At 61.8% G+C, this 23,635-nt stretch carries 23 protein-coding genes; 5 read left to right on the top strand and 18 right to left on the bottom strand.

Going from position 1 to position 23,635, the window contains the following annotated elements; all coding sequences use genetic code 11:
- Positions 1-73: 73 nt before the first annotated feature.
- Positions 74-3,145, bottom strand: a complete 3,072-nt coding sequence (locus PverR02_RS06555; protein ID WP_079442980.1) for an efflux RND transporter permease subunit — start codon at positions 3,143-3,145, stop codon at positions 74-76.
- Positions 3,146-3,151: 6 nt separating this feature from the next.
- Positions 3,152-4,252: an efflux RND transporter periplasmic adaptor subunit gene (locus PverR02_RS06550; protein WP_046384480.1), complete on the bottom strand. Its 1,101-nt coding sequence runs from the start codon at positions 4,250-4,252 to the stop codon at positions 3,152-3,154.
- A gap of 93 nt (positions 4,253-4,345) precedes the next feature.
- Between PverR02_RS06550 and PverR02_RS06545 the strand changes: the two genes are divergently transcribed.
- On the top strand, positions 4,346-5,005 hold the full coding sequence (locus tag PverR02_RS06545; RefSeq protein WP_026139764.1) for a TetR/AcrR family transcriptional regulator: 660 nt from the start codon (positions 4,346-4,348) through the stop codon (positions 5,003-5,005).
- Between the two features lie 18 nt (positions 5,006-5,023).
- Here PverR02_RS06545 and PverR02_RS06540 read toward each other — a convergent pair whose 3' ends face one another.
- Positions 5,024-5,806, bottom strand: a complete 783-nt coding sequence (locus tag PverR02_RS06540) for a class I SAM-dependent methyltransferase (RefSeq protein WP_079442979.1) — start codon at positions 5,804-5,806, stop codon at positions 5,024-5,026.
- A 96-nt stretch (positions 5,807-5,902) separates the two neighbouring features.
- Here PverR02_RS06540 and PverR02_RS06535 point away from each other — a divergent pair, with 96 nt between their 5' ends.
- Positions 5,903-6,523, top strand: coding sequence for a hypothetical protein (locus PverR02_RS06535; protein WP_046384481.1), 621 nt, complete (start codon positions 5,903-5,905; stop codon positions 6,521-6,523).
- 40 nt (positions 6,524-6,563) lie between these two features.
- Here PverR02_RS06535 and PverR02_RS06530 read toward each other — a convergent pair whose 3' ends face one another.
- The 6 genes from PverR02_RS06530 to ppc form a co-directional block, all read right to left on the bottom strand.
- On the bottom strand, positions 6,564-7,391 hold the full coding sequence (locus PverR02_RS06530) for an isocitrate lyase/PEP mutase family protein (RefSeq protein WP_079442978.1): 828 nt from the start codon (positions 7,389-7,391) through the stop codon (positions 6,564-6,566).
- Between the two features lie 27 nt (positions 7,392-7,418).
- Positions 7,419-8,279, bottom strand: a complete 861-nt coding sequence (locus PverR02_RS06525; protein ID WP_046384482.1) for a DUF72 domain-containing protein — start codon at positions 8,277-8,279, stop codon at positions 7,419-7,421.
- Positions 8,279-8,578, bottom strand: a complete 300-nt coding sequence (locus PverR02_RS06520; RefSeq protein ID WP_079442977.1) for a hypothetical protein — start codon at positions 8,576-8,578, stop codon at positions 8,279-8,281. Before PverR02_RS06520 ends, PverR02_RS06525 begins: the two co-directional genes overlap by 1 nt.
- A gap of 160 nt (positions 8,579-8,738) precedes the next feature.
- The gene (gene tsaB / locus PverR02_RS06515; RefSeq protein ID WP_079442976.1) at positions 8,739-9,425 is read right to left on the bottom strand and encodes a tRNA (adenosine(37)-N6)-threonylcarbamoyltransferase complex dimerization subunit type 1 TsaB; all 687 of its coding nucleotides are present in this window, start codon (positions 9,423-9,425) and stop codon (positions 8,739-8,741) included.
- Positions 9,426-9,515: 90 nt separating this feature from the next.
- Positions 9,516-10,163, bottom strand: a complete 648-nt coding sequence (gene adk / locus PverR02_RS06510; protein WP_017844708.1) for an adenylate kinase — start codon at positions 10,161-10,163, stop codon at positions 9,516-9,518.
- A 279-nt stretch (positions 10,164-10,442) separates the two neighbouring features.
- Positions 10,443-13,088 (bottom strand): phosphoenolpyruvate carboxylase, encoded by a 2,646-nt coding sequence (ppc, locus tag PverR02_RS06505; protein WP_079442975.1) that lies wholly within the window; start codon positions 13,086-13,088, stop codon positions 10,443-10,445.
- A gap of 198 nt (positions 13,089-13,286) precedes the next feature.
- Here ppc and PverR02_RS06500 point away from each other — a divergent pair, with 198 nt between their 5' ends.
- The 3 genes from PverR02_RS06500 (at position 13,287) to PverR02_RS06490 (ending at position 15,183) form a co-directional block, all read left to right on the top strand.
- Positions 13,287-13,631, top strand: a complete 345-nt coding sequence (locus PverR02_RS06500; RefSeq protein WP_017844706.1) for a hypothetical protein — start codon at positions 13,287-13,289, stop codon at positions 13,629-13,631.
- 284 nt (positions 13,632-13,915) lie between these two features.
- A complete protein-coding gene (locus PverR02_RS06495; RefSeq protein ID WP_026139763.1) occupies positions 13,916-14,341 on the top strand; it encodes a DUF4398 domain-containing protein in 426 nt (141 codons plus the stop codon).
- Positions 14,342-14,397: 56 nt separating this feature from the next.
- Positions 14,398-15,183, top strand: a complete 786-nt coding sequence (locus PverR02_RS06490; RefSeq protein ID WP_017844704.1) for an OmpA family protein — start codon at positions 14,398-14,400, stop codon at positions 15,181-15,183.
- A 47-nt stretch (positions 15,184-15,230) separates the two neighbouring features.
- Here the strand turns inward: PverR02_RS06490 and PverR02_RS06485 are convergent, their stop codons facing one another.
- The 9 genes from PverR02_RS06485 to PverR02_RS06445 form a co-directional block, all read right to left on the bottom strand.
- The gene (locus tag PverR02_RS06485) at positions 15,231-15,581 is read right to left on the bottom strand and encodes a hypothetical protein (protein WP_046384486.1); all 351 of its coding nucleotides are present in this window, start codon (positions 15,579-15,581) and stop codon (positions 15,231-15,233) included.
- A gap of 119 nt (positions 15,582-15,700) precedes the next feature.
- A complete protein-coding gene (locus PverR02_RS06480) occupies positions 15,701-16,027 on the bottom strand; it encodes a hypothetical protein (protein ID WP_017844702.1) in 327 nt (108 codons plus the stop codon).
- Entirely contained in the window at positions 16,024-16,929 is a 906-nt protein-coding gene (locus tag PverR02_RS06475) for an alpha/beta hydrolase (protein ID WP_046490139.1), read from the bottom strand. The genes PverR02_RS06480 and PverR02_RS06475 overlap by 4 nt, the downstream gene beginning before the upstream one ends.
- A 106-nt stretch (positions 16,930-17,035) precedes the next feature.
- Positions 17,036-18,313, bottom strand: a complete 1,278-nt coding sequence (locus PverR02_RS06470; protein ID WP_017844700.1) for a flavohemoglobin expression-modulating QEGLA motif protein — start codon at positions 18,311-18,313, stop codon at positions 17,036-17,038.
- Between the two features lie 21 nt (positions 18,314-18,334).
- Positions 18,335-18,883 carry a hypothetical protein gene (locus tag PverR02_RS06465; protein ID WP_079442974.1) on the bottom strand — a complete coding sequence of 183 codons (549 nt, stop codon included), beginning with the start codon at positions 18,881-18,883 and terminating at the stop codon, positions 18,335-18,337.
- A 15-nt stretch (positions 18,884-18,898) separates the two neighbouring features.
- Positions 18,899-19,615, bottom strand: a complete 717-nt coding sequence (locus PverR02_RS06460) for a TetR/AcrR family transcriptional regulator (RefSeq protein WP_017844698.1) — start codon at positions 19,613-19,615, stop codon at positions 18,899-18,901.
- 106 nt (positions 19,616-19,721) lie between these two features.
- Positions 19,722-21,224 (bottom strand): lysine--tRNA ligase, encoded by a 1,503-nt coding sequence (gene lysS, locus PverR02_RS06455; RefSeq protein ID WP_024073787.1) that lies wholly within the window; start codon positions 21,222-21,224, stop codon positions 19,722-19,724.
- Positions 21,225-21,294: 70 nt separating this feature from the next.
- Positions 21,295-22,390 (bottom strand): peptide chain release factor 2 gene (gene prfB / locus PverR02_RS06450; protein ID WP_098100956.1). Its coding sequence is split into 2 segments (ribosomal slippage): positions 21,295-22,317 and positions 22,319-22,390, totalling 1,095 coding nucleotides; the frame shifts between segments, so codons are not numbered across the junction.
- 240 nt (positions 22,391-22,630) lie between these two features.
- A complete protein-coding gene (locus PverR02_RS06445) occupies positions 22,631-23,632 on the bottom strand; it encodes a response regulator (protein ID WP_046384488.1) in 1,002 nt (333 codons plus the stop codon).
- Positions 23,633-23,635: the final 3 nt, after the last annotated feature.

Here is a 23,635-nt window from a genome sequence, read left to right as displayed (position 1 = left end):
CATTCCCCACTCACCTTACACTTTCTTCAGCGTGCATCAGGCGTAGGCACTTATATACATACGCCTGTTCTCCTTACTCTTGGTCACCCGTTTTCCTGACACGAAACCATGCAGCATAAAGCGCGGGCAGGAACAGCAACGTCAATGCCGTCGCCACAATCAACCCGCCCATGATCGCCACTGCCATCGGCCCGAAGAACACACTGCGTGACAGCGGGATCATCGCGAGTACCGCCGCGAGGGCTGTGAGAACAATCGGCCGGAAGCGTCGGACAGTGGCTTCGATAATCGCCTGCCACGGCGCCAGCCCTGCCTTGATGTCCTGCTCGATCTGGTCCACCAGAATCACCGAGTTGCGCATGATCATTCCTGACAGGGCGATGGTGCCGAGCATGGCCACGAAGCCGAAGGGTTGGCGGAACACCAGCAGGAACAGCGTGACCCCGATCAGCCCCAGGGGCGCCGTGAGAAATACCATTACCGTGCGTGAGAAGCTGCGCAGTTGCAGCATCAGCAGCGTCAGCACCACCACGATAAACAGCGGCACACCGGCCTTGACCGAATTCTGCCCGCGGGCCGAGTCCTCGACGGTACCGCCGACGTCCAGCAGGTAGCCGTCCGGCAGTTCGGCACGCACGCCTTCGAGGGTCGGCAGGATCTGCTGAACCAGGGTCGCCGGTTGTTCCTTGCCGTAGATGTCGGCGCGCACGGTCACGGTGGGCAGGCGGTTACGGTGCCAGATGATGCCTTCCTCAAAGCCGTATTCGAGGGTGGCGATCTGCGACAGCGCGACGCTTTTGCCGTTGTCGGTCGGCACGGCCAGGCTCGGCAGCAGCGACAGTTCAGTGCGCTCATGGACAGTGCCGCGCAGGAGAATTTCGATCAACTCGTTGTCTTCCCGGTACTGGCTGACGCTGGCGCCGGTCAGAGAACTCTGCAGGAATTTCGACAGGTTGGCGGTACTCACACCGAGGGCGCGCGCACGGTCCTGGTCGATATTGAGGTAGACGATCTTGCTCGGTTCCTCCCAGTCCAGATGCACGTTAGCCACGTGGGTATTTTCGCGCACCTTGGCCGCCACTTTGCGCGCCAGGGCACGGACTTCGTCGATATGCTCGCCGGTCACGCGAAACTGCACCGGGTAACCCACGGGCGGGCCGTTTTCCAGGCGTGTGACCCGTGAACGCAGGTCGGGGAACTGCTCGTTGAGGGTTTCGATCAACCAGATGCGCAAGCTTTCGCGCTCTTCGATGGACTTGGCCAACACCACGAACTGCGCAAAGCTGGCGGCCGGCAGTTGCTGGTCGAGGGGCAGATAGAAGCGCGGCGAACCGGTGCCGACATAGGCCACGTAGTTGTCGATGCCGGCGTGTTCCTTGAGCAGGGCTTCCAGGCGCTTGACCTGGCCAGCGGTGTTGCTCAGGGACGCGCCCTCGGCGAGTTTCAGGTCGACCATCAACTCCAGGCGGCCGGAAGCCGGGAAGAACTGTTGCGGCACAAAACGAAACAGTGCGACCGAGCCGACAAACAGCAGCAGCGTCAGCACGATCACGGTCTTGCGCCGACTGACACACCACTCCAGCAAACGTCTGACACGCTGGTAGAACGGTGTGCCATAGGGATCGGGACCGTCAGCGCCGTGTTTAGCCGCATGAATTTTCGCCAAGTCCGGCAGGAGTTTTTCGCCCAGGTACGGCACGAACACCACGGCCGCGACCCACGAGGCGAGCAACGCGATGGTCACTACCTGGAAGATCGAACGGGTGTATTCACCGGTACTCGACTGCGCGGTGGCAATCGGCAGGAAGCCGGCCGCCGTGATCAGCGTACCGGTCAGCATCGGGAACGCGGTACTGGTCCAGGCAAAACTGGCCGCTTTAAGGCGGTCGTACCCCTGCTCCATTTTGATCGCCATCATTTCCACGGCGATGATCGCGTCATCCACCAGCAAGCCCAGGGCCAGCACCAGCGCGCCGAGGGAGATCTTATGCAAGCCGATGCCGAGGTAGTACATGCAGGCAAAGGTCATCGCCAGCACCAGTGGAATCGCCAGCGCCACGACCATGCCAGTGCGTATACCGAGGGAGAAAAAACTCACCAGCAAGACAATGCCCAGCGCCTCGGCCAACACCCGGACGAACTCTCCGACACCGGTTTTCACCGCCGCCGGTTGGTCCGACACCTTGCGCAGTTGCATGCCCGCCGGAAGGTTCTTCTGCAGGCGTGCGAACTCGCCTTCGAGGGCTTTGCCCAACACCAGAATGTCGCCGCCCTCGTGCATGGCGACGGCCAGACCGATCGCGTCTTCGCCCATAAAGCGCATGCGCGGCGCCGGCGGATCATTGAAGCCACGGTGGATGTCGGCCACATCGCCAATACGGAAGGTTCGGTCGCCTACACGAATCGGGAAGCTGCGAATCTCTTCCACACTCTTGAAGTTACCCGACACCCGCAGTTGCACGCGCTCAGTCGGGGTTTCAAAGAAGCCGGCAGTGGAGACCGCGTTCTGCTCCTGCAGCGCTTGTTGAACAGCGGCCAGCGGTAAGCCGAGCGTGGCGAGTTTGAGGTTGGACAGCTCGATCCAGATCTTCTCATCCTGCAGGCCGAGCAGTTCGACCTTGCCCACATCCGGCACGCGCTGCAGTTGAATCTGGATGCGGTCGGCGTAGTCCTTGAGCACGGCATAGTCAAAGCCGTCGCCGGTCAGGGCGTAGATATTGCCGAAGGTGGTGCCGAATTCATCGTTGAAAAACGGTCCCTGGATATCCGGCGGCAAGGTCTGGCGAATATCGCTGATCTTCTTGCGCACCTGGTACCACAGCTCGGGAATCTGCGCCGAGCGCATGGCGTCGCGGGCGATGAAGGTGACCTGGGATTCGCCGGGGCGCGAGAAAGACACAATGCGCTCGTACTCACCGGTCTCCATGAGCTTTTTCTCGATGCGTTCGGTGACCTGGCGCGACACGTCCTGGGCCGTGGCACCGGGCCAATTGGTCTTGATCACCATGGCCTTGAAGGTGAACGGCGGGTCTTCGCTTTGCCCAAGCTTGGTGTAGGACAAAGTGCCGACCACCGCCAGCAGGAGCATCAGGAACAGTACGATCTGGCGATTACGCAACGCCCATTCGGAAAGATTGAAACCCATCGGGGACTACTCCTTGACCGCCAGATTCACCACCCGGTTGGAGCGATCCACTGGGCGCACCTGCTGCCCCTCATGGAGCACATGAACCCCGGCGGCAATCACCCAGTCGGTAGGGCTCAAGCCTTCGAGCACGGGTACGGTTTTTTCGCCAAAGGCGCCGATACGCACTGGGGTACGCACAAGGGTGTCATCCGGCTGCACGCGCCAGACGTAGGACACGCCGTTCTCCGCGCTCAAGGCTGACAGCGGCACCGACAGCGGAATAACACCGTCTGCCTGTATGAAAACGCGGGCGCTCTGGCCCAACTCGGCCGGAACCTTACCGCCGGTGAAGGCGATGCGCGCAGCGAAGGTGCGCGATTTCGGATCGGCTGCGGGCGACAGTTCGCGAATACGTCCGGCAAATCGCTGGTCCGGCTGGCTCCATAACTCGACCGACACCGGCTGGCCGATCTTGAACCGGCCGAAGCCTTGCTCGGGCAGGCTGATCAGCACTTCACGCTCGCCATCGGTGGCCAGGGTGAACACGGTCTGGCCGGCGGACACCACCTGGCCGACTTCCACCGCGCGCTTGGCAACCACGCCGTCCTGCGGAGCGCGGAGTACGGCATAACCGGCCTGGTTACTGGACACATCGAACTCGGCCTTGATCTGCTTGAGGCGCGCCTCACCTGATCGGTACAGATTTTCAGCATTGTCGTACTGGGAACGGCTGACCAACTGACGATCCATCAGGGTCTTGTAGCGGTCACGCTCGGCACGCACCAGCCGAAGGTTGGCCTCGGCGGCGGCCACCTGGGCGCGGGTGGCTTCCAGTTGCAGGCGCACATCCTGAGGGTCGAGTTCCGCCAGCGGTTGATTGGCCTTGACCCGCTCGCCCTCCTCCACCAGCCGTTTGCTGACCTTGCCGCCAATGCGAAAGGCCAGGTCCGGTTCGTACCGGGCACGCACCTCGCCTGGATAACTGTCCATCGTCTGCGCCGCAGGCTGTGGTTGCACCACCATGGCCGGGCGGAGGGTAGTCTGGGGCGATTCTTCATGGCCGCAGGCGGCGAGTAGAAAGACCAGGCTGGCAGGCAACGCAAGGGGCAGGAGAATGCTGCGCATGCTGAAGGACCTTTCGCAAATGGTGCTAGGAATAATTATACTGGGCAGTATGTTATTAATACCAAACTCACCAGTCCAGTATTAAAGGTGGAAATGTCCGACAATCTTGTCAATACCAGTAGCCCTGGGCGTCCCAAGGACATGGCAAAACGCCAGGCAATCCTCGAAGCAGCGAAAATCCTGTTTTTGAGCAACGGTTACGCAAATACCAGCATGGATGCCGTGGCCCTTGAGGCCGGCGTATCGAAACTGACCGTCTACAGCCACTTCACCGACAAAGAGACCTTGTTCACCGCCGCGGTGATGGCCAAGTGCGAAGAACAGTTGCCGGTGATGTACTTTGAGCTGCCCGAGGGTGTGCCTGTGGAGACGGTGCTGCTGAATATCGGGCGCCGCTTCCATCGCCTGGTCAACAGCAAGGAATCGGTGAACCTGCACCGCCTGATGATGACCACGGGCAATCAGGACGTGAAACTCTCGCAGATCTTCTTCGAAGCCGGGCCGATGCGGATGTTGCAAGGTATGGAGCGTCTGCTCGGGCACATCGACCAGAGCGGCGCGCTGAGCATCGACAAGCCTTTTACCGCAGCCGAACACTTCTTCTGCCTGCTCAAGGGCACGGCGAACTTCTGCTTGTTGTATGGCTGCGGCGGGCAATTGAGCGAGGAAGCGGCCGAAGCCCACGTGCAGGATGTGGTGGGATTGTTTATGCGGGCCTATCGCCGAGAACCCGCTGCAAGCGGCAACGGGTGATCGCTTGCAGCGCGAGGCTCAGGACTTGAGTGCCTTTTTCGGATAGATGTCGTAGCGGCTGGATTTACCATCCAGCGCATGGCTCGGCTTGGGCCCCTCGATGCTCGGCGCCTTGCGCGGGCGCTTGACCACCACGCGGTGACTGGCCAGGGCCAGCGCCGCCGCCAGTAGGGCCGGTGCGTCTGGATCGTCGCCGACCAAGGGGCGGAACAGGCGCATTTCCTTCTTCACCAGGGCGGTTTTCTCACGGTGCGGGAACATCGGATCGAGGTAGATCACCTGGGGCGGCTCGCCTTGCCAATTGAGCATCACCTCGATGGAGTTGCCCTTGAGCAGCGTCATCCGCGCCACGATCGGCGCCACCTCAGAATCCTCCGCCGCGCGTGCCAGGCCATCCTCGAGCAATGCGCCGATCAGCGGCTGACGTTCGATCAGGCTCATCTCGCAGCCCAGGCTGGCCAGCACGAATGCGTCCTTGCCCAGCCCGGCCGTGGCGTCCAGCACCCGTGGGCGCACGCCCTGGGCGATGCCCACGGCCTTGGCGATCATCTGCCCGCTGCCACCGCCGTACAACCGCCGATGCGCCGCGCCGCCTTCGACGAAATCCACGCGCACCGGCCCTGGCGCGTCAGGCCCGAGCTGTTGCAACTGCAGGCCCTGCTCCCCGACTTGCAGGGAAAACTCCGCATCCGCCAGCTGTAGCGGCAAGCCCAGCAACGCAGCCCACTGTTCGGCGCGGGCCTGGAAGCCGTCGGCCAAGGCCTCGACCTGGATGCGGCTGGCCGCTGGTTGTTCGCTCATGAATCGCTACGCTCAAAAATATTAAGGATCGGCCAACAACGGCCGATAGAAACAAGGATCAGGTATTTTGCCAGAGCTGAGCGTCGACCGAGAAAAATGTCAGACATTCTTCCGCTAACCATCGGTGTACTGCCGACCCACAACCACTACGGCCTGCGCAATACTCAAGCGCTGGCCGGCGTCAGTCATGTGTGGCAGGACTTCTTCGCCCGCGCGTTGGCCGAGCAGCTCGGCGAAACGCCGGACGCGCTCGCGGCCAAGGCGCCAGCGCCGCTGGACCCAGCGGTGGAACCCAGCGCTGGCGCTGACCTGCTGTCGCAGATCCTCACCCAGCGTGAGTGCGACGTGAAAGACACCGAGATCGCCCCGCCTGAACCGCTGTTCCTGCCGATTGCCGAATTCGAAACCGAGTTGTTGCCACCGGCCGCCACGCCATTCCCGCAAGAAGAGATCGTCGCCCAGCAGCGCCAGCAGAATTTCGAAAGCACTTGGGTGCGCCCGATCGTGCTGAGCGCCGGCCAACCGCTACCGGAACCCGGCGCCGCGCCGGAACCGCGCCCATTGCACTTGCCGATCGCCGAGTTCGAACTGGACCTGCTGCCAGCGGCCGCCACGCCGTTCCCACAAGAAGAGCTGGCCGCCCAACAAAAGGCCTTGGACTTCGACTACCACTGGGCGCGTCCGCTGATCGTCAACAACCTGCGCCTGGCGGCATAAGCCTCAACGCCGCGCCCCATGCCGTGCGAACACGCGCCGCTTAATCCTTGAAGAATTGGCTGGCCTGGCTGTAGGGCATCGAGCGCTCGGTGAAAGTAAACGTGCCGGACTGGTACACCTCCTGCGCCGCGCGGTAAAACTCGCCATACGCCGCCAGCGCCATGGCCGAGCCCACGCTGATGCGCTTGACGCCCATCGCGCTCAACTGCGCCACACTGAGTTTCAGGCCGCCGGACATCAACACATTCACCGGTTTGGGGGCCACGGCCTTGACCACCGCCAGCACCTCCTCGGCACTGCGCAGCCCCGGCGCATAGAGCACGTCCGCACCGGCTTCGGCGTAGACCTGCAGGCGGCGAATAGTGTCAGGCAAATCCAGGCGACCATGCAGGAGGTTTTCTGCACGGGCCGTCAGCATGAACGGGAATGGCAGGCTGCGCGCAGCAACGACCGCAGCTTCCACACGCTCGACGGAAAGGTCAAAGGAATAGATCGGGTCGACGGCGATACCCGTGGCATCTTCGATGGAGCCACCGACGATACCGCTGGCCGCCGCGCGCAAAATGGTCCGGGCGCAACCGTCGGGGGTGTCGCTGAAGCCGTTTTCCAGGTCGGCGGCCACCGGCAACGCGGTGGCCTTGGCGATCATCGTGGCGTTGACCAGGGTGTCTTCCAGGGACAGCGCTCCTTCGGCATCCGGGCGCCCCAGGCTGAACGCGTAGCCCGCGCTGGTGGTGGCCAGGGCTTCGAAGCCGAGGCTGGCGAGCATGATCGCCGAGCCTGCGTCCCACGGGTTGGGCATCACAAACGCACGATCGCGTGCATGCAGGGCCTTGAAGGTTTCGGCGCGAAGGGTTTGGGCATCCATGACTGACTCCTGGCGGGAAAAGGAGCCTTAGAGTAACCCCAGTTGCTGCGCTGCGGGTTCGCGGTGCAAGGTCGGCAACGCGGGCAAGCCGGGCAAACGTGCCATCAGCTTGGCGTGAAAACGCAGCGCCAGTTGCGCGGCGAGGCGATTATCCGAGGTGTGCAGGAACACATAGGGGGTGCGTCCCTCTTCGATCCAACCGGCGATCTTTTCCACCCACGGGATCAGGAAGGGGTCGTTGGCCTCAAGCTCGGGGTGGCCGATGAAGCGCACCTGGGGAAACAGGGTCAACGCCGCCGGACGCGGTGGTACCTTGGGTTTTTTCGCCTGGGCATGCAGCACCGCGGCCGAGGTGGATGTGCAACTGAACAGGGCGCGAGGGTCGAGGCAGATCCGTTCGACGCCACGGTCGCGCAGCAGGCGGTTGAGCATGCGCTCGGCATCGCCCTTGGCGAAGAATTGCGGGTGGCGCACTTCCACGGCCAGGGGGCGTTCCAGCCCGTCGATAAACCCGGCCAGTTCAGCGAGGCGCTGCGGCGAAAAGCTGGCCGACAATTGCAGCCACAGCGGCGAAACGCGCTCACCCAACGGGCTCATCAAGTCGACGAAACTATGTGCCGCCGGCAGTTGCTCACGCAGGTCGCCACCGTGACTGATGTCACCGGGGAACTTGGCAGTGAAGCGAAAATCCGCGGGCATGATCTCGGCCCAGCGTTGCACGGTGGCGGCCGACGGGCGCGCATAAAACGTGGTGTTGCCTTCCACCGCGTTGAAGACTTGCGAGTAGAGGGCGAGGTAATCGCTGGAACGGGCATCGACAGGGTACAGATACTCGCGCCAGGCGTTTTCACTCCAGGACGGGCAACCGATGAAATAAGGCAGGCGCATCAGATGTGGATGTCGAGACCCAGCACTTCCATATCCCATTCGACAAAGCCGGCGGTGGTCAGGTAGCTGGCCAGGGCGGTGGCGACGCTTTTGCTCATGGAGCGCGGGAAGACCATGCCTTGCTGGCGGGCAGGAAGACCACTGGTACGCGCGTTTGCAGCGCCTTGGGGGCTGGACGCTTCGGACTGGACCTCGATGAAGTCCGGCGAATCCTCGACGGACTCGTCTACCGTGACGTTTGCCTTGCGCGGCTTACGCTTGAGGGGGTAGGACTGTGAGGAAAAGCCGTCTATACGCATCGATGCGAACTCGGTATCAGTAATGGCATTTTAGTGGCGCAATCCGTAGCGCGCAAATGCTCTGGTGATAACTAGAACACATAAATGGAAAAAGGTTTAAACGCCGGGGCAAATTCTGACGATTGGCGCGCTTTGGCCAAAAACACCCGCATTTTTGACGTCAAATTATCCCGCGTTCGGCCTTGGTCTGCGCGACTTTATCGCGCAGATACACCGGCGCCGCCTGGTCCGCAGCAATCGCTTCGCCGCGCTCGAACGCAAAGCGCGCCAGGGTCAGCAGGTCTTCGGCATGCGGCAGCATTGTGGCGTCCTGGCCAACCAGCGGCACACCGATGCGCTCGCCATAACCCCAGCCCGTACCGGCACCGAACCAATCACCGCTGGCATCGCTCGGCAACTCCGCCGCTTCGGGGGGCAGCACGGCCTCAACGCCGGCCAGGCGCATCTCGCCGTCGGTTTCGCGGTAGCAGCCCCAATAGACTTCATCCATCCGCGCATCGATCGCCGCCGCCACTTGCCGTACACCGTGTTCACGCAACGCACGCTGGGCCAGTACGGCAAGGTTGGACACCGGCAACACCGGGCGCTCCAACGCAAAGGCCAGGCCCTGGACCACGCCGATGGCGATACGCACGCCGGTAAAGGCGCCCGGGCCACGGCCGAAGGCGATGGCGTCCACGGCCGACAGGCTCGTGCCGGCGTCCTCCAGCAGTTGCTTGATCATCGGCAACAGCTTCTGCGCGTGCAGGCGCGGGATCACCTCGTAGTGGCTGGTGACCTTGCCATCGTGCAGCAAGGCAACCGAGCAAGCTTCAGTCGCAGTGTCCAGGGCCAGCAGGGTGCTCATCGGTGTCGGTGTCCAAGTCGAAAAAAAGTGCGCCAGTATAAACAACAACGGCCCGCAAGCGGGCCGTTGTGCGTAAAGCCGATCGTTCGATCAGCTCAGTGCTTGCAGCACCTTGCCGGTGATCGCTTCCACCGAGCCGACGCCAGGGATGTGGCTGTACTTCGGCTTGCCTTGGGCAGCCGACAGCTTCTGGTAGAAATCCACCAGCGGCTTGGTCTGGGAATGGTAGACCGACAGGCGATGACGCACGGTTTCTTCGGTGTCGTCTTTACGCTGCACCAGGTCTTCACCGGTGACATCGTCCTTGCCTTCGACTTTCGGCGGGTTGTAGATGGTGTGGTACACGCGACCCGAGGCCTCGTGAACGCGGCGACCGGCGATACGCTGCACGATCTCTTCGTCTTCAACCGCGATTTCGACCACGGCGTCCAACTCGACACCTGCCGTCACCAGGGCTTCTGCCTGGGGAATGGTGCGTGGGAAGCCGTCGAACAGGAAGCCATTGGCGCAATCGGGTTGCGCGATACGGTCCTGGACCAGCGCGATGATCAGGTCATCGGAAACCAGACCGCCAGCATCCATGATGCTTTTGGCTTTAATGCCCAGCTCGGTGCCTGCTTTTACCGCAGCGCGCAGCATGTCACCGGTGGAGATTTGTGGAATGCCAAATTTTTCAGTGATGAACTTTGCCTGAGTACCTTTACCGGCCCCGGGAGCTCCCAGCAGAATGACGCGCATCGATGTGCTCCTCAATTTTTTATAGAGATGACGCTCGGATTCGCCGCGGGGGCCAATCTCGTAAAAATGTGGGTCCAGGCCGCCCAAACGGCCAAAGGCTGATCAAGATACACAGCAGGCCTTAACCACACAAGCCGCCAAAAGTAGGAAAAACCCGCACCACACATGCGTCATAGGAGAGGTGTGCCTGAGTGCAACCCGCCCCCCTAAACGCCGACCGCCCTGTTAAGGGCGGCCGTCGTGGGTTATCTGCAAGCCGTTGAGCACACGCAAAAAACCTCAGCCTGTATTGCGCAAGCCGGCGGCGATACCGGCCACGGACACCAGCAACGCCTGTTCCAGAGGGCTGTCCTGTGCCGCTTCCTGGCGACGCGAGCGCGCCAGCAATTCGGCCTGCAACAGGTGCAAGGGGTCGAGGTAGGTGTTGCGCAGGCGGATGAACTCCAGGGTGTCCGGGCTATGGGCCAGCAGTTGCGACTGGCCAGTCAGGCCAAGCACCACCTGGCAGGCCTGCGACAATAGGTCGCGTAAATGCGCGCCCAACGGCAACAGCTCGGGCTGCACCAGGCGCTCGTCATAGAGCCGCGCGATATCGGCATCGGCCTTGGCCAGCACCATTTCCAGCATATCGATGCGGGTGCGGAAGAACGGCCATTGCTCGCGCATCTGCCCCAGCAACTCGCCTTCCCCGCGCTCCAGCGCCTTGCTCAACGCCGCTTCCCAGCCGAGCCAGGCGGGCAGCATCAGGCGGGTCTGGGTCCAGCCGAAGATCCACGGGATCGCCCGCAGGCTTTCAATACCACCGGCACGGCGTTTGGCCGGGCGACTGCCCAAGGGCAGGCGCCCCAGCTCCTGCTCCGGGGTGGACTGGCGGAAATACTCGACGAATTGCGGATTTTCCCGCACCACCGCGCGGTAGGCGCTGACGCCGTCCGCTGCCAATTCATCCATCAAATGGCGCCAGTTCGGCTGCGGTGGTGGCGGCGGCAACAACGTCGCTTCCAACACCGCCGCCAGGTACAGATTGAGGTTCTGCTCGGCGATGTCCGGCAGGCCGAATTTGAAGCGGATCATTTCGCCTTGTTCAGTGGTGCGGAACCGCCCCGCCACCGAGCCCGGCGGTTGCGACAGAATCGCCGCGTGGGCCGGGCCGCCGCCTCGTCCGACGGTGCCGCCGCGACCATGGAACAACAGCAGTTCCACCTGTTGCTCGCGACAGATATCCACCAGACGTTCCTGCGCCCGGTACTGCGCCCAGGCGGCGGCGGTGGTGCCGGCGTCCTTGGCCGAGTCCGAGTAGCCGATCATCACTTCCTGCGGGCCTTGCAGCCGTGCGCGGTAACCCGGCAGCAGCAACAGTTTTTCGATCACCGGGCCGGCGTTGTCCAGGTCGGCCAGGGTTTCGAACAGCGGCGCCACGCGCATCGGCCGTTGCACGCCCGACTCTTTGAGCAACAGTTGCACCGCCAGCACATCCGACGCGGCGCCGGCCATGGAAATGACATACGAACCCAGGGACGCAGCCGGGGCGGCGGCGATTTCACGGCAGGTGTTCAACACCTCGGCGGTATCCGCCGACGGCTTGAAATAGCCCGGTAGCAGCGGTCGACGATTGACCAGTTCCTTCATCAGGAAGCCGATACGCATCTCTTCGTTCCAGTCTTCGTAACGCCCCAGACCGAGGTAATCGGTGATTTCGGTCATCGCCGCGGTGTGGCGGCTGGCGTCCTGGCGCACATCCAGGCGCACCAGGAACAGGCCAAAGGTGACGGCGCGGCGCAGGCAATCGAGCAACGGACCATCGGCGATCACGCCCATGCCGCACTCATGCAGCGACTGGTAGCACAGCTCCAGCGGGTCCAGCAGGTCGCGGTTGTGTTGCAGCACATCCGCCGGTGCCGGGATGGCCGCGCTCAATGCGGCTTGGGCCCATTGGCGGGTCGCCCGCAGGCGATCACGCAGTTGCTTGAGCAGTACGCGATACGGCTCGACGCTGTCGCCGACCTTGACCTGCAACGCCGGGCTGGCCTGCTGCATCGACAGCTCCGAGGCCAACTGATCGATATCGCGCAAGTACAGATCGGCCGCCATCCAGCGCGCCAGCAGCAAGACTTCGCGGGTGACCGGCGCGGTGACATTCGGGTTGCCGTCACGGTCGCCGCCCATCCACGAGGCGAAGCGAATCGGCGCCGCTTCCAAAGGCAGGCGCAGGCCGGTGGCGGTCTGCAACGCATGGTCGGCCTTGCGCAGGTAATTCGGGATCGCCTGCCATAACGAGTGCTCGATCACCGCGAAGCCCCATTTGGCTTCATCCACGGGCGTGGGCCGGGTACGGCGGATTTCCTCGGTGTGCCAGGCCTCGGCGATCAGCCGTTGCAGGCGCTCGCGGATCTGTTCGCGCTCGGCGGTGGTGAGGTCACGGTGATCCTTCAGCGCCAGTTGCGCGGCAATCGCGTCGTATTTCTGGATCAGGGTGCGACGGGCCACTTCGGTGGGGTGCGCGGTGAGAACCAGCTCGATCTCCAGGCGCCCCAACTGACGGGCCAGGGATTCATTGCTGTGGCCTTCGCGTTGCAGGCGCGCCAACAACTCCGGCAACACCCGCGATTCGAAAGGCGCCGGTTGCGACTCATCGCGCCGATGAATCAACTGATACTGCTCGGCGATGTTGGCCAGGTTGAGGAACTGGTTGAAGGCCCGGGCGACCGGCAACAGTTCGTTTTCCTGCAGTTGGTTCAGACTGGCGCTGAGTTCCTCGCCCGCCGCCTGATCGGCCACCGCGCCACGCCGGTCAGCCTTGGCGCCTTTGCGGATCTGCTCGATCTTGTCGAGAAAATCATCGCCGTACTGCTCTCGAATGGTGTTGCCCAACAGTTCACCCAGCAGGTGAACATCCTCACGCAAGCGTGCATCGATATCACTCATCAGCCAATCTCCAGCCAGAAATCCGGGACGCGCAGGCCTTCCAGAGTGCCGCCCGCGTCACTTTCTGACAAGGCCAAGCACAAACCACTTTAAACCTTGTGGCTTACAGCTAGTCTCATGAGTGAGTCGCCGCGTTTATCCACGCTGGCGGCTGGTCGCTCATCACCGCCCGTTACCCAGGGTTTTATTGAGGTTGCCATGAAAATTCGAGAACTGGCCCAGCATTGGGAAGAAAACGCCAAGGGTCGCCTGACCAAGACGGAGTACGCGATCCATCTGGACGTGGAATCCGCCGCCCGCCTGGCGGCCATTGCGGAGATGTACCCCAAGCGCCACCCCGAAGAATTGCTCGGCGAGCTGATCGGCGCCGCCCTCGAAGAGCTGGAAACCAGCTTTCCGTACATCAAGGGCCAGCATGTGATTGCCACCGACGAAGAGGGTGATCCGTTGTATGAAGACGTTGGCCCCACCCCGCGTTTCCTGACATTGTCGCGCCGCTATCTGCACGACATGTCGGCCGGCGCCGACGAACCGAAGCACTGATCAGCCGTTCTTAAACACCCTCCATCCCGCGTATTTCCGGGCCTCACAAGGGCCCGGCATACCTCTGCGCGCGGCAAAAGTTCAAGCCAAAAAGCGCTGACCGATCAGTCAGGTATTTTTTCAGGCCAATAGCCATCTTCTCTGAACTTTTGAAAAAAGCCGCAGGTCACAACCAGTAAGCCATCACTTGGAACGGCCGTTTGAATAGGCGTTTCGTGCTTTACCGCCGGGCCCGCAGCCGCTGACCAGTGCGATGGATTTTGATGTTTTTGAGGCGTTATCCAATGGAGTTGAAGACGATGAAGACCAGCACTGCCAAATCCACGTTTAACCACCTGCGCGGGCTCAAACTGGCCGCGTTGGCCATCGGCACTAGCTTCGTCCTGGCGGGCTGCGCTGGCAACCCACCGACCGAGCAATACGCGGTGACTCAGTCTGCGGTCAACAGCGCAGTCAGCGCCGGCGGCACCGAGTTCGCCGCCGTGGAAATGAAGTCGGCCCAGGACAAGCTCAAGCAAGCCGAAATTGCCATGCACGACAAAAACTATGACGAAGCCCGTCGCCTGGCCGAGCAAGCCGAATGGGACGCCCGCGTCGCTGAGCGTAAAGCCCAGGCCGCCAAGGCCGAGCAGGCGGTGAAGGACTCGCAGAAAGCGGTTGATGAACTGCGCAAGGAAGGCATGCGCCCGGCTGCTATCCAACAGAAATAAGCCGCCGCCCCTTGGCTGCATCGCACCTGATATCGAATTGAAAGGACGACACGACTATGCGCAAACAATTGATGATCCCTGCCCTGCTGGCGATGAGCGTTGCTCTGGCAGCATGCTCCACTCCGCCGAACGCGAACCTGGAAAATGCACGGACCAACTTCTCGGCCCTGCAGTCCAACCCGCAAGCCACCAAAGTGGCGGCCCTGGAAACCAAGGACGCCAGCGAATGGCTGGACAAGGCTGACAAGGCTTACCGCGACAAGGAAGACCAGAAGAAAGTCGACCAATTGGCCTACCTGACCAACCAGCGCGTTGAAGTGGCCAAAGACACCATCGCGCTGCGCGAATCCGAAGCCAAACTGAAAAACGCCGGTGACGAGCGCGCCCGCGCCTTGCTCGATGCCCGCGATGCGCAGATCAAGCAACTGCAAGACAGCCTGAACGCCAAGCAGACCGAGCGTGGCACCCTGGTGACCTTTGGTGACGTGCTGTTTGCCACCAACAAGTCCGACCTGAAGTCCAACGGCCTGGTCAACATCACCAAACTGGCGCAGTTCCTGCGCGATAACCCGGACCGTAAAGTGATCGTCGAAGGCTACACCGACAGCACCGGTTCCGACTCGTACAACCAGAGCCTGTCCGAGCGCCGTGCGGCCTCCGTACAGCGCGCACTGGCCCAGCAAGGCGTGGACATTTCGCGCATCGTGACCCAGGGCTATGGCAAGGAATACCCGGTGGCCGATAACGGCAGCGTTTCCGGGCGCGCCATGAACCGCCGCGTTGAAGTGACCATCTCCAACGACAACCAGCCGGTCAAGCCACGTTCGTCCGTCGCTTACTGATCGATGCTGGAAAAAAACCCACCTGAACGGTGGGTTTTTTTTGCCTGTCAGGCGCCGATCTTACGACCGTTGTCGCTGTCCGGCATCATCGCTTCCATGCCTTGGCGCCCGGCCATCATCTTCTTCAGTTTCTCCATATCCAGTTGATCGCCGGAACCGCCAGAGCCCGAGGAATCGCCACCGCCCTGAGCACCGCCACTGCCCTGAGCACCGCCACCGCCCTGAGCTCCGCCACCGCCCTGAGCACCGTTGCTGCCTTCCAGTTTCTCCAGAAGCTTCTTGATCAGCTCGGCCCCCATCTTACCCGGCTGCTGCCCAACCTCTTGCAAGCCCCCCTGATCAAGGCTGTTCTGCCCATTGACCATGCCCATTGCTCTATCGAGTGCACTGATAGCCATACCGCTCTCCCGGATTTTTTCGTAAGGATTGTTATCAGCAACGCTGACAAGCCAATCAGTGGCGTCTTACGCAAAACGGTTCCAGAAATTTCAGGCCGGGCGGTACTGCGCGCAACGGTTTATTGCTGCAACTGTGGGGTTTCCTGACCGACGCAACGCACGGCCTGCTTTTTGTTGTTCACCAGCACACCGCTGAGGCCTTTTTGCTCGGTATCGAACATCACCAGCACGCCATCGACGCATTGCGCCACTTGCGCCGCCGGGGTCAGGGAGATCTTGTAGTCCTCACCGGGCACGGTCTTGAGCATGGTGAAGTCGCTGAGCAGCAACGCGTCTTCCGGTTTGGCGAAATGCAGGTAGCCATAAAACCACAGGCAGCCGACGGTGCCGATGATGGTGCCGATACCGGTGAGGATCAGCGGGATCATGTTGCGTTCTTCGCTCATTGCGGGCTCTCTGATGAGTCAACTTTAGGAATAGGGTAATTCGGAATCTCGCCCAGGCGACGCAGGCCATTGAAGTGTTGCGGGTCGTCCAGATAACGCAGCATCACAGTTTGCCAGGTCTTGTCGGCAAAGGTCTGCACATGGCCGCCGCGGGTCAGTTGCAACACCCTGGGTGCAGGCGCGGCCTGATACAAGCGGATGCCATTGGACAGCGGCACGATCGGGTCATCGAGGCTGTGGAACAGCAGTTTCGGGACTCCGCTCAACTGGGGCATGCCATTGATCGCACTGTCGGCGTCGGGCACCAGCCAAGACAAGGGCACCTGAAACGGCCATGTTAACCAGGAGGTGCTCAGGGCGAATTGTCCTACATCACGATAACTGGCGGGCACGCCGTCCAGCACCAGGGCCTTGAGGTGGGCCTGCCGCTCGGGGTGGGCCGCCAGGTAATGCACGGCCAGCGCGCCGCCCAGGCTTTGGCCGAGGACGATCAACGGCTGGCCCTGGGTTTCGGGCGCCTTGTCGATCCAGCTGAAAGCCGCGTCGACGTCCTGATAGATCGCCGGCAGCGACGGCTTGCCTTGCGACAGCCCATAGCCGCGATAGTCCAGCAACAGCACTTGATAGCCCTGCTCCGGCAACCACCAACTGCCGCCCAGGTGCCAGGCCAGGTTGCCGCCGTTGCCGTGCAGGTGCAGCACCGTGCCCTTGAGCGGCACTCCCGGCTTGGCCGGCAGCCACCAGGCATGCAGCTTGACGCCATCGGCGGTGGTGAGCGTGACGTCGCGATACGCCAGGTGCGCCTTTTGCGGCGTGAACGGCAAGCCGGGCTCCGGGTAGAACAGCAGGGAGCTGCAGCCGTTCAGTGTGAGTAACAGGCAAAGAATGCCGAGGATTCTCATCCGTTGAAGCCTCGCTGATAGTCGAAATGTTCAGGCGTGTGCAGATCCAACAAGGTGGGAGCACGCCCCCTCCCACCTTGTTGGACCGGTTGGGTCAGTTCAGCCTTTACAGGATGTTGGAGTAATCCGCCTCGATCCGATCCAGGCTCAAATGGTTGAGGAAGTTGGAGAAACACATCCACGCCGCCAGGGCGTTCATGTCGCGGAACTGCTCCGGCAGGTATTTGGGCGGCACCACCAGGCCTTCGTCGATCAGTTGGCGCAGGGTACGCATGTCTTCCAGGGTGGTCTTGCCGCAGAACAGCAACGGCACTTGTTCCAGCTTGCCTTTGCGCACGGCCAGCTGGATGTAGTTGTAGACCATGATAAAGCCCTTGAGGTAGGACAAATCCTTGGTAAACGGCAGACCGTTCGGCACCGAGCCGCGAAACACCCGGCTGGCGTTGCCGTAGCTCTCGGCCATTTCAAAACCTTGCTCGCGGAAAAACTCGAACACCTGCAGGAAATCGGCGCCCTCTTCCACCATGTGGATGGCACGGGTGCGGTTGGTCAGCTTGCGCAAGCGACTCGGGTAGGAGGCGAAGGTGATGATTTCCATCAGGATCGCCAGGCCTTCCTGGGTCACGGTCGACGATGGCGGGCCCTTGGACAGGAAGGTGCAGATCGGCTGGTTCAGGCCGTTGAGGGTGGTGCCCACATGCACCAGGCCTTCATGCACTTCGAGGGCGCGCACGTCGCGCTCGTTGAACATCGCATCGGCGCGGATCTTGATGTAGTCGGCCCCCGCCGCTGCGTCGGCGACGATGCCGTCGGACTCGAACACGCGGATGGTTTCCTCGGCCTCGCCAAACACCTTGTTCAGACGGGTTTGCAGCAGGCTGACCGCGTCCTTGGCGGTGAGGGTCTTGGCCTCGTCCTTCAGGTCGCCACGCACGTCGATATTGTTCAGGTAGTCGGAGAGCATCAGGCCGAGGTCGGCCAGGGTCGGGTCGCCGGCATGGAAGGCATCGGAGGCGGCGCCGTAGAGTTCCTGGGAAATCAGGCCGAAATCCTCGGTGCCGCGCGCTTCGAGCATACGCACCACCATGCGGTACTCCCGGCACATGCGGCGCATGATCTGCCCTACGGGGCTGAACTGGCCGAGGCGGCGGGTGATGTCGCGCTCGATGTTCTGGAACTCCAGCTTCACCGCGCTCGAATCGAACGACAGCGGCCGGTTCAGGTAGTAATCGCGGTCTACCGCGGGCATTGCCTTGCCCTTGGCCTTGAGGAAGCCTTGGCGAATGTTGTCGTCCCATTTCACTGCGTCGAGGACGCGGATCGGTGTTTGCGCCAGCACAATGCGATCGGACAAACTGCGTATCGTCTGCTGGTAATCGTCCACCCGGTACTTCCTCTTTAAACGTTATTTATCCGCACGCCGGTAGCGCGCAGCTTCAACGAACACATCGGCATTGGCCGGGTCATCCAGGTAGGCAAACACCTGATCCATCGGGCTGTCGACCAGTACACCGGGGCCTTCCACGGTGTCCACGGTGCTGCCGTGCAACGACCGCTGCCCGATGGCCTGGTGAATTTGCTCGAGGTCGAGGTCATAGACCACTAATTCGTGCGTTTCGTCGAGTTCGAACCCCGCCAGGACGTAATGCCCACCGAGTTTGCCCGGCAACGGCGTCGACAGATACCAGCGATTGCCATGGCGCGAGACGCTGAACACGTACTCATCACGCTGGCCGGGCTTGGCCTGAGGGTAGCTCACGGCTTTGTAGCGGTGTTTGCCGGCGCGGCTGATCTGCAGGTTGAGCGGCTCGCCCCAGGCATTCTTGCTCGTCCATTGGCCCACCAGCGCAGCGGGCGCCGCCTCGCTGGCCGGCAGCGGTTCCTTGAAGGTCACCAGGCAACCGCTGAGGAAGAGGAACGACAAGGCGACGACCGCGACACGCCAGGCTTTCATTGGACACTCCCGGTGTCAGACCGAGGCCAACACCAAATGCATGTAACGCTTGAGGATCTCAAGCATGTCGTCAGCGCTCAGCGGTTCCGCGCCGTCCAGCAGGCCCTGATATTCCATCCGACCGATAATCGCCGTCAACACTTTGGCATCCTGTTGCGGCTCGCGCGAGCCCAATACCTGGAAAAACTGCCCGGTGCCCTGCAACAGGATCTGTTGGTGAGAACGCACCAGCTCGGCCAGGCGCGGGTTGAGCAAGGCTTCCTGGCGAAAGGCCTGTTCGGCCATCAAGTACTCGCGACGATTGCTCAATTGGCGCTGCACGTAATCGGCGGTCAACCGCGCAATGTCATCGGCCAGTTGCGAACGCGACTCCGGGCTGCCATCGCCATACGCGACCATCTCGCGCAACAAGCCTTCGTTACGCACCCACAGCTTGCCCATGAATGCGGCGCTGCGTTCGACGTATTGGGCGAAGGTATCGGTGAGCAGGTCATCGATGTCCTTGAAGTAATAGGTGGTCGCCGACAGGGGCACCCCAGCTTCCGCCGCCACGGCACGGTGACGCACGGCTCGCACGCCATCACGCACCACGATACGCATGGCGGCATCGAGAATATCTTGCCTGCGTTGCTCGCTGCCCCGACGACTGGCCTTGCGGCCCTGGTACTGGACACTTTCAGCCACGGCAGCGGCAATGCCAGCGGCTCCTTCCTGAGCGATTACGCGGTTCACGACACACATCCTTGAAAAGATCAAAACCTGGCGCTGTTTGCTTGACGCTTATTTACGCCACATAAAAAAGCCGCCTTATAAAAGGCGGCTTCGGATTTCGCTACGGTTACGCTTGTGGCCGCATATGCGGGAACAAGATCACGTCGCGGATCGACGGCGAGTTGGTCAGCAACATCACCAGGCGGTCGATGCCGATGCCTTCGCCCGCAGTCGGCGGCATGCCGTACTCCAGGGCGCGCACGAAGTCGGCGTCGTAGTGCATGGCTTCGTCGTCGCCGGCGTCCTTGTCGGCCACCTGGGCCATGAAGCGCTCGGCCTGGTCTTCCGCGTCGTTGAGCTCGGAGTAGGCGTTGGCGATTTCGCGGCCGCCGATGAACAGTTCGAAACGGTCGGTGACGTTCGGGTTGTCATCGTTGCGACGGGCCAGCGGCGACACTTCGAACGGGTACTGGGTAATGAAGTGCGGCTGTTCCAGCTTGTGCTCCACCAGCTCTTCGAAAATCATCACCTGCAGCTTGCCCAGGCCTTCGAAGCCCAGCACCTTGGCGCCGGCTTTCTTGGCGATGGCGCGGGCCTTGTCGATGTCGGTCAGGTCGTCGGCAGTCAACTCAGGGTTGTACTTGAGGATCGAGTCGAACACCGACAGCCGCACGAACGGCTCGCCGAAGTGGAACACCTTGTCGCCATACGGCACGTCGGTGCTGCCCAGGACCAGTTGCGCCAGTTCGCGGAACAGTTCTTCGGTCAGGTCCATGTTGTCTTCGTAGTCGGCGTAGGCCTGGTAGAACTCCAACATGGTGAACTCAGGGTTGTGCCGGGTCGAGACGCCTTCGTTGCGGAAGTTGCGGTTGATCTCGAAGACTTTTTCGAAGCCGCCGACCACGAGGCGCTTGAGGTACAGCTCCGGCGCGATCCGCAGGAACATTTCCATGTCCAGCGCGTTGTGGTGGGTTTCGAACGGCTTGGCTGCGGCACCACCGGGGATGGTCTGCAGCATCGGCGTTTCCACTTCCAGGAAGTCACGCTTCATCAGGAAGGCGCGGGTGTGGGCAATCACTTGCGAACGCACGCGGAAGGTGTGGCGCACGTCTTCGTTGACGATCAGGTCAACGTAGCGCTGGCGATAACGCTGCTCGGTGTCGGACAGGCCGTGGTGCTTGTCCGGCAGCGGGCGCAGGGATTTGGTCAGCAGGCGCACGCTGGTCATTTCAACGTACAGGTCGCCCTTGCCGGAACGGGCCAGGGTGCCTTCGGCGGCGATGATGTCGCCCAGGTCCCAGGTTTTCACGGCGGCCAGGGTTTCTTCCGGCAGGGTCTTGCGGTTGACGTAGACCTGGATGCGCCCGGACATGTCCTGGATCACCATGAACGAGCCACGGTTGAGCATGATGCGACCTGCCACCTTGACCGGGATCGCAGCCTCTGCCAGCTCTTCCTTGGTCTTGTCCGCGTACTGTTTCTGCAAGTCTTCGCAGTAGGCATCGCGGCGGAAGTCGTTGGGGAAGGCATTGCCCTTGGCGCGCTCGGCAGCAAGCTTTTCCTTGCGCAGGGCGATCAGGGAGTTTTCTTCCTGTTGCAGGGCTTGCGGGTCGAGTTGTTGGTCGCTCATGTCTTTAAATTTTCCATCACAGGTTCGTTGCCCCCGCCACTGACGGGGGACTTGAGGTCGGGCTGGCGGTTTACAGCCCCGATTTCAGGCTGGCTTCCAGGTATTCGTCGATGTCGCCGTCGAGCACCTTGTCGCAGTCGCTGCGTTCGATGTTAGTGCGCAGATCCTTGATCCGCGACGCGTCCAGAACATAGGAACGGATCTGGTGACCCCAGCCGATATCCGACTTGGTGTCTTCCAACGCCTGGGAAGCGGCGTTGCGCTTCTGCATTTCCTGCTCGTACAACTTGGCCCGCAGCATTTTCATGGCGGTGTCCTTGTTCGCGTGCTGGGAACGTTCGTTCTGGCAACTGACCACGGTGTTGGTCGGCACGTGGGTGATACGTACCGCCGAGTCGGTGGTGTTTACGTGCTGGCCACCGGCACCGGAGGAGCGATAGGTGTCGATCCGCAGGTCGGCCGGGTTGATCTCGATTTCCACCTTGTCGTCGATCTCGGGCGAGACGAACACCGCGCAGAACGAGGTGTGGCGACGATTGCCGGAGTCGAACGGGCTCTTGCGCACCAGGCGATGCACACCGATCTCGGTACGCAGCCAGCCGAAGGCGTATTCACCCTTGATGTGAACGGTGGCGCCTTTGATGCCGGCGACTTCACCGGCCGACAGCTCCATGATGGTCGCGTCGAAACCGCGTTTGTCGGCCCAGCGCAGGTACATGCGCAGCAGGATGTTGGCCCAGTCCTGGGCTTCGGTGCCGCCGGAACCGGCCTGGATGTCCAGGTAGGCGTTGTTCGGGTCCATTTCGTGGCTGAACATGCGGCGGAATTCAAGCTTGGCGAGGTTTTCCTCGAGACGGGCCAGCTCGGCGACGACATCGCCTACCGCGCCTTCGTCGTTTTCTTCGACAGCCATGTCCAGCAGGTCGCGGCAATCGGCCAGACCGGTGTTCAGTTCGTCGAGGGTGTCGACGATCTGCGCCAGCGCTGCGCGCTCGCGGCCCAGTTCCTGGGCGTATTCGGGTTTGTTCCAGACACTCGGATCTTCAAGCTCGCGATTGACTTCGGTCAGACGCTCATGCTTTTGATCGTAGTCAAAGATACCCCCGAATAGTTTCGGAGCGCTCGGACAGGTCCTTGATGGTGTTAAGGATCGGGTTGATTTCCATGGCGGGCAGCACTCGTTGGCGAACTTTTGAAAGCCGACGAGTATAACGACAAACGTGCGCAAACGGCAGTCCGCTTGGCGAAAAGGCAGGTTCAAGAACAGTGAATATCCACTGTGAGAGGGGGCTTGCCCCCGATAGCGGTGTGTCAGCCCTACACCCGGTGACTGTCACACCGCCATCGGGGGGCAAGCCGAGTCGTCGCGCCGCCCCTCGCACATTTGGACCGGCACTGGCCTCGGATCACTCGATACCGACTTGATTGCGCCCGTTGTTCTTGGCCGTATACAGCCCCTTGTCCGCCGCCATGATCAACTGGCGGCAATCGGTGCCTTGCACCGGCGTCATGGTCGACAGGCCGATGCTGATGGTCAGGCTCGCACCCTCGGCCGGAGCGATGTGCGGGATTTTCAGGGCGGCGACGGCCATGCGCAGTTTTTCGGCGACCAGCCGTGCGCCACCCGGCGAAGTGCTCGGCAGCACCAGGGCGAACTCTTCGCCGCCGTAGCGCGCCGGCAGGTCCGAAGGCCGGCTGCTGGCTTCACGGATGCTGGCGGCAACCTTGCGCAGGGCTTCGTCGCCTTCAACGTGGCCGAAGCTGTCGTTGTAGGTCTTGAAGAAGTCCACGTCGATCATCAGCAGCGACAATTGGGTCTGGTCCCGCATGGCGCGGCGCCATTCCAGTTCCAGGTATTCGTCGAAATGCCGGCGGTTGGACAGCCCGGTGAGGCCGTCGGAGTTCATCAGCCGTTGCAGTACCAGATTGGTGTCCAACAGTTGCTGCTGGCTGACGCGCAGCGCGCGATAGGCCGCATCACGCTGCAACAGGGTCATATAGGAGCGCGAGTGATAGCGGATACGCGCCACCAGTTCGATGTTGTCCGGCAGCTTGACCAGATAATCATTGGCGCCGGCCGAAAACGCCGCGCTTTTGATCAGTGGGTCTTCCTTGGTGGAGAGCACAATGATCGGGATGTTCTGCGTGGCCGGGTGGTTGCGGTATTCGCGCACCAGCGTCAGGCCATCCAGGCCGGGCATCACCAGGTCCTGCAGAATCACCGTGGGTTTGATGCGGATCGCCTGGGCGATGGCCTGGTGCGGGTCGGCGCAAAAGTGGAAGTCGATGTTTTCTTCATGGGCCAGGCCACGCCGCACGGCTTCGCCGATCATGGCCTGGTCGTCGACCAGCAACACCATGGCGGCATTTTCGTCGGTCTTGATGCCGTCGATCTGTAAATCATTCATCTG

Source organism: Pseudomonas veronii, assembly GCF_002028325.1.
GTDB classification, from domain to species: domain Bacteria; phylum Pseudomonadota; class Gammaproteobacteria; order Pseudomonadales; family Pseudomonadaceae; genus Aquipseudomonas; species Aquipseudomonas veronii.
This window is presented reverse-complemented; position numbering and strand designations above follow the sequence as displayed.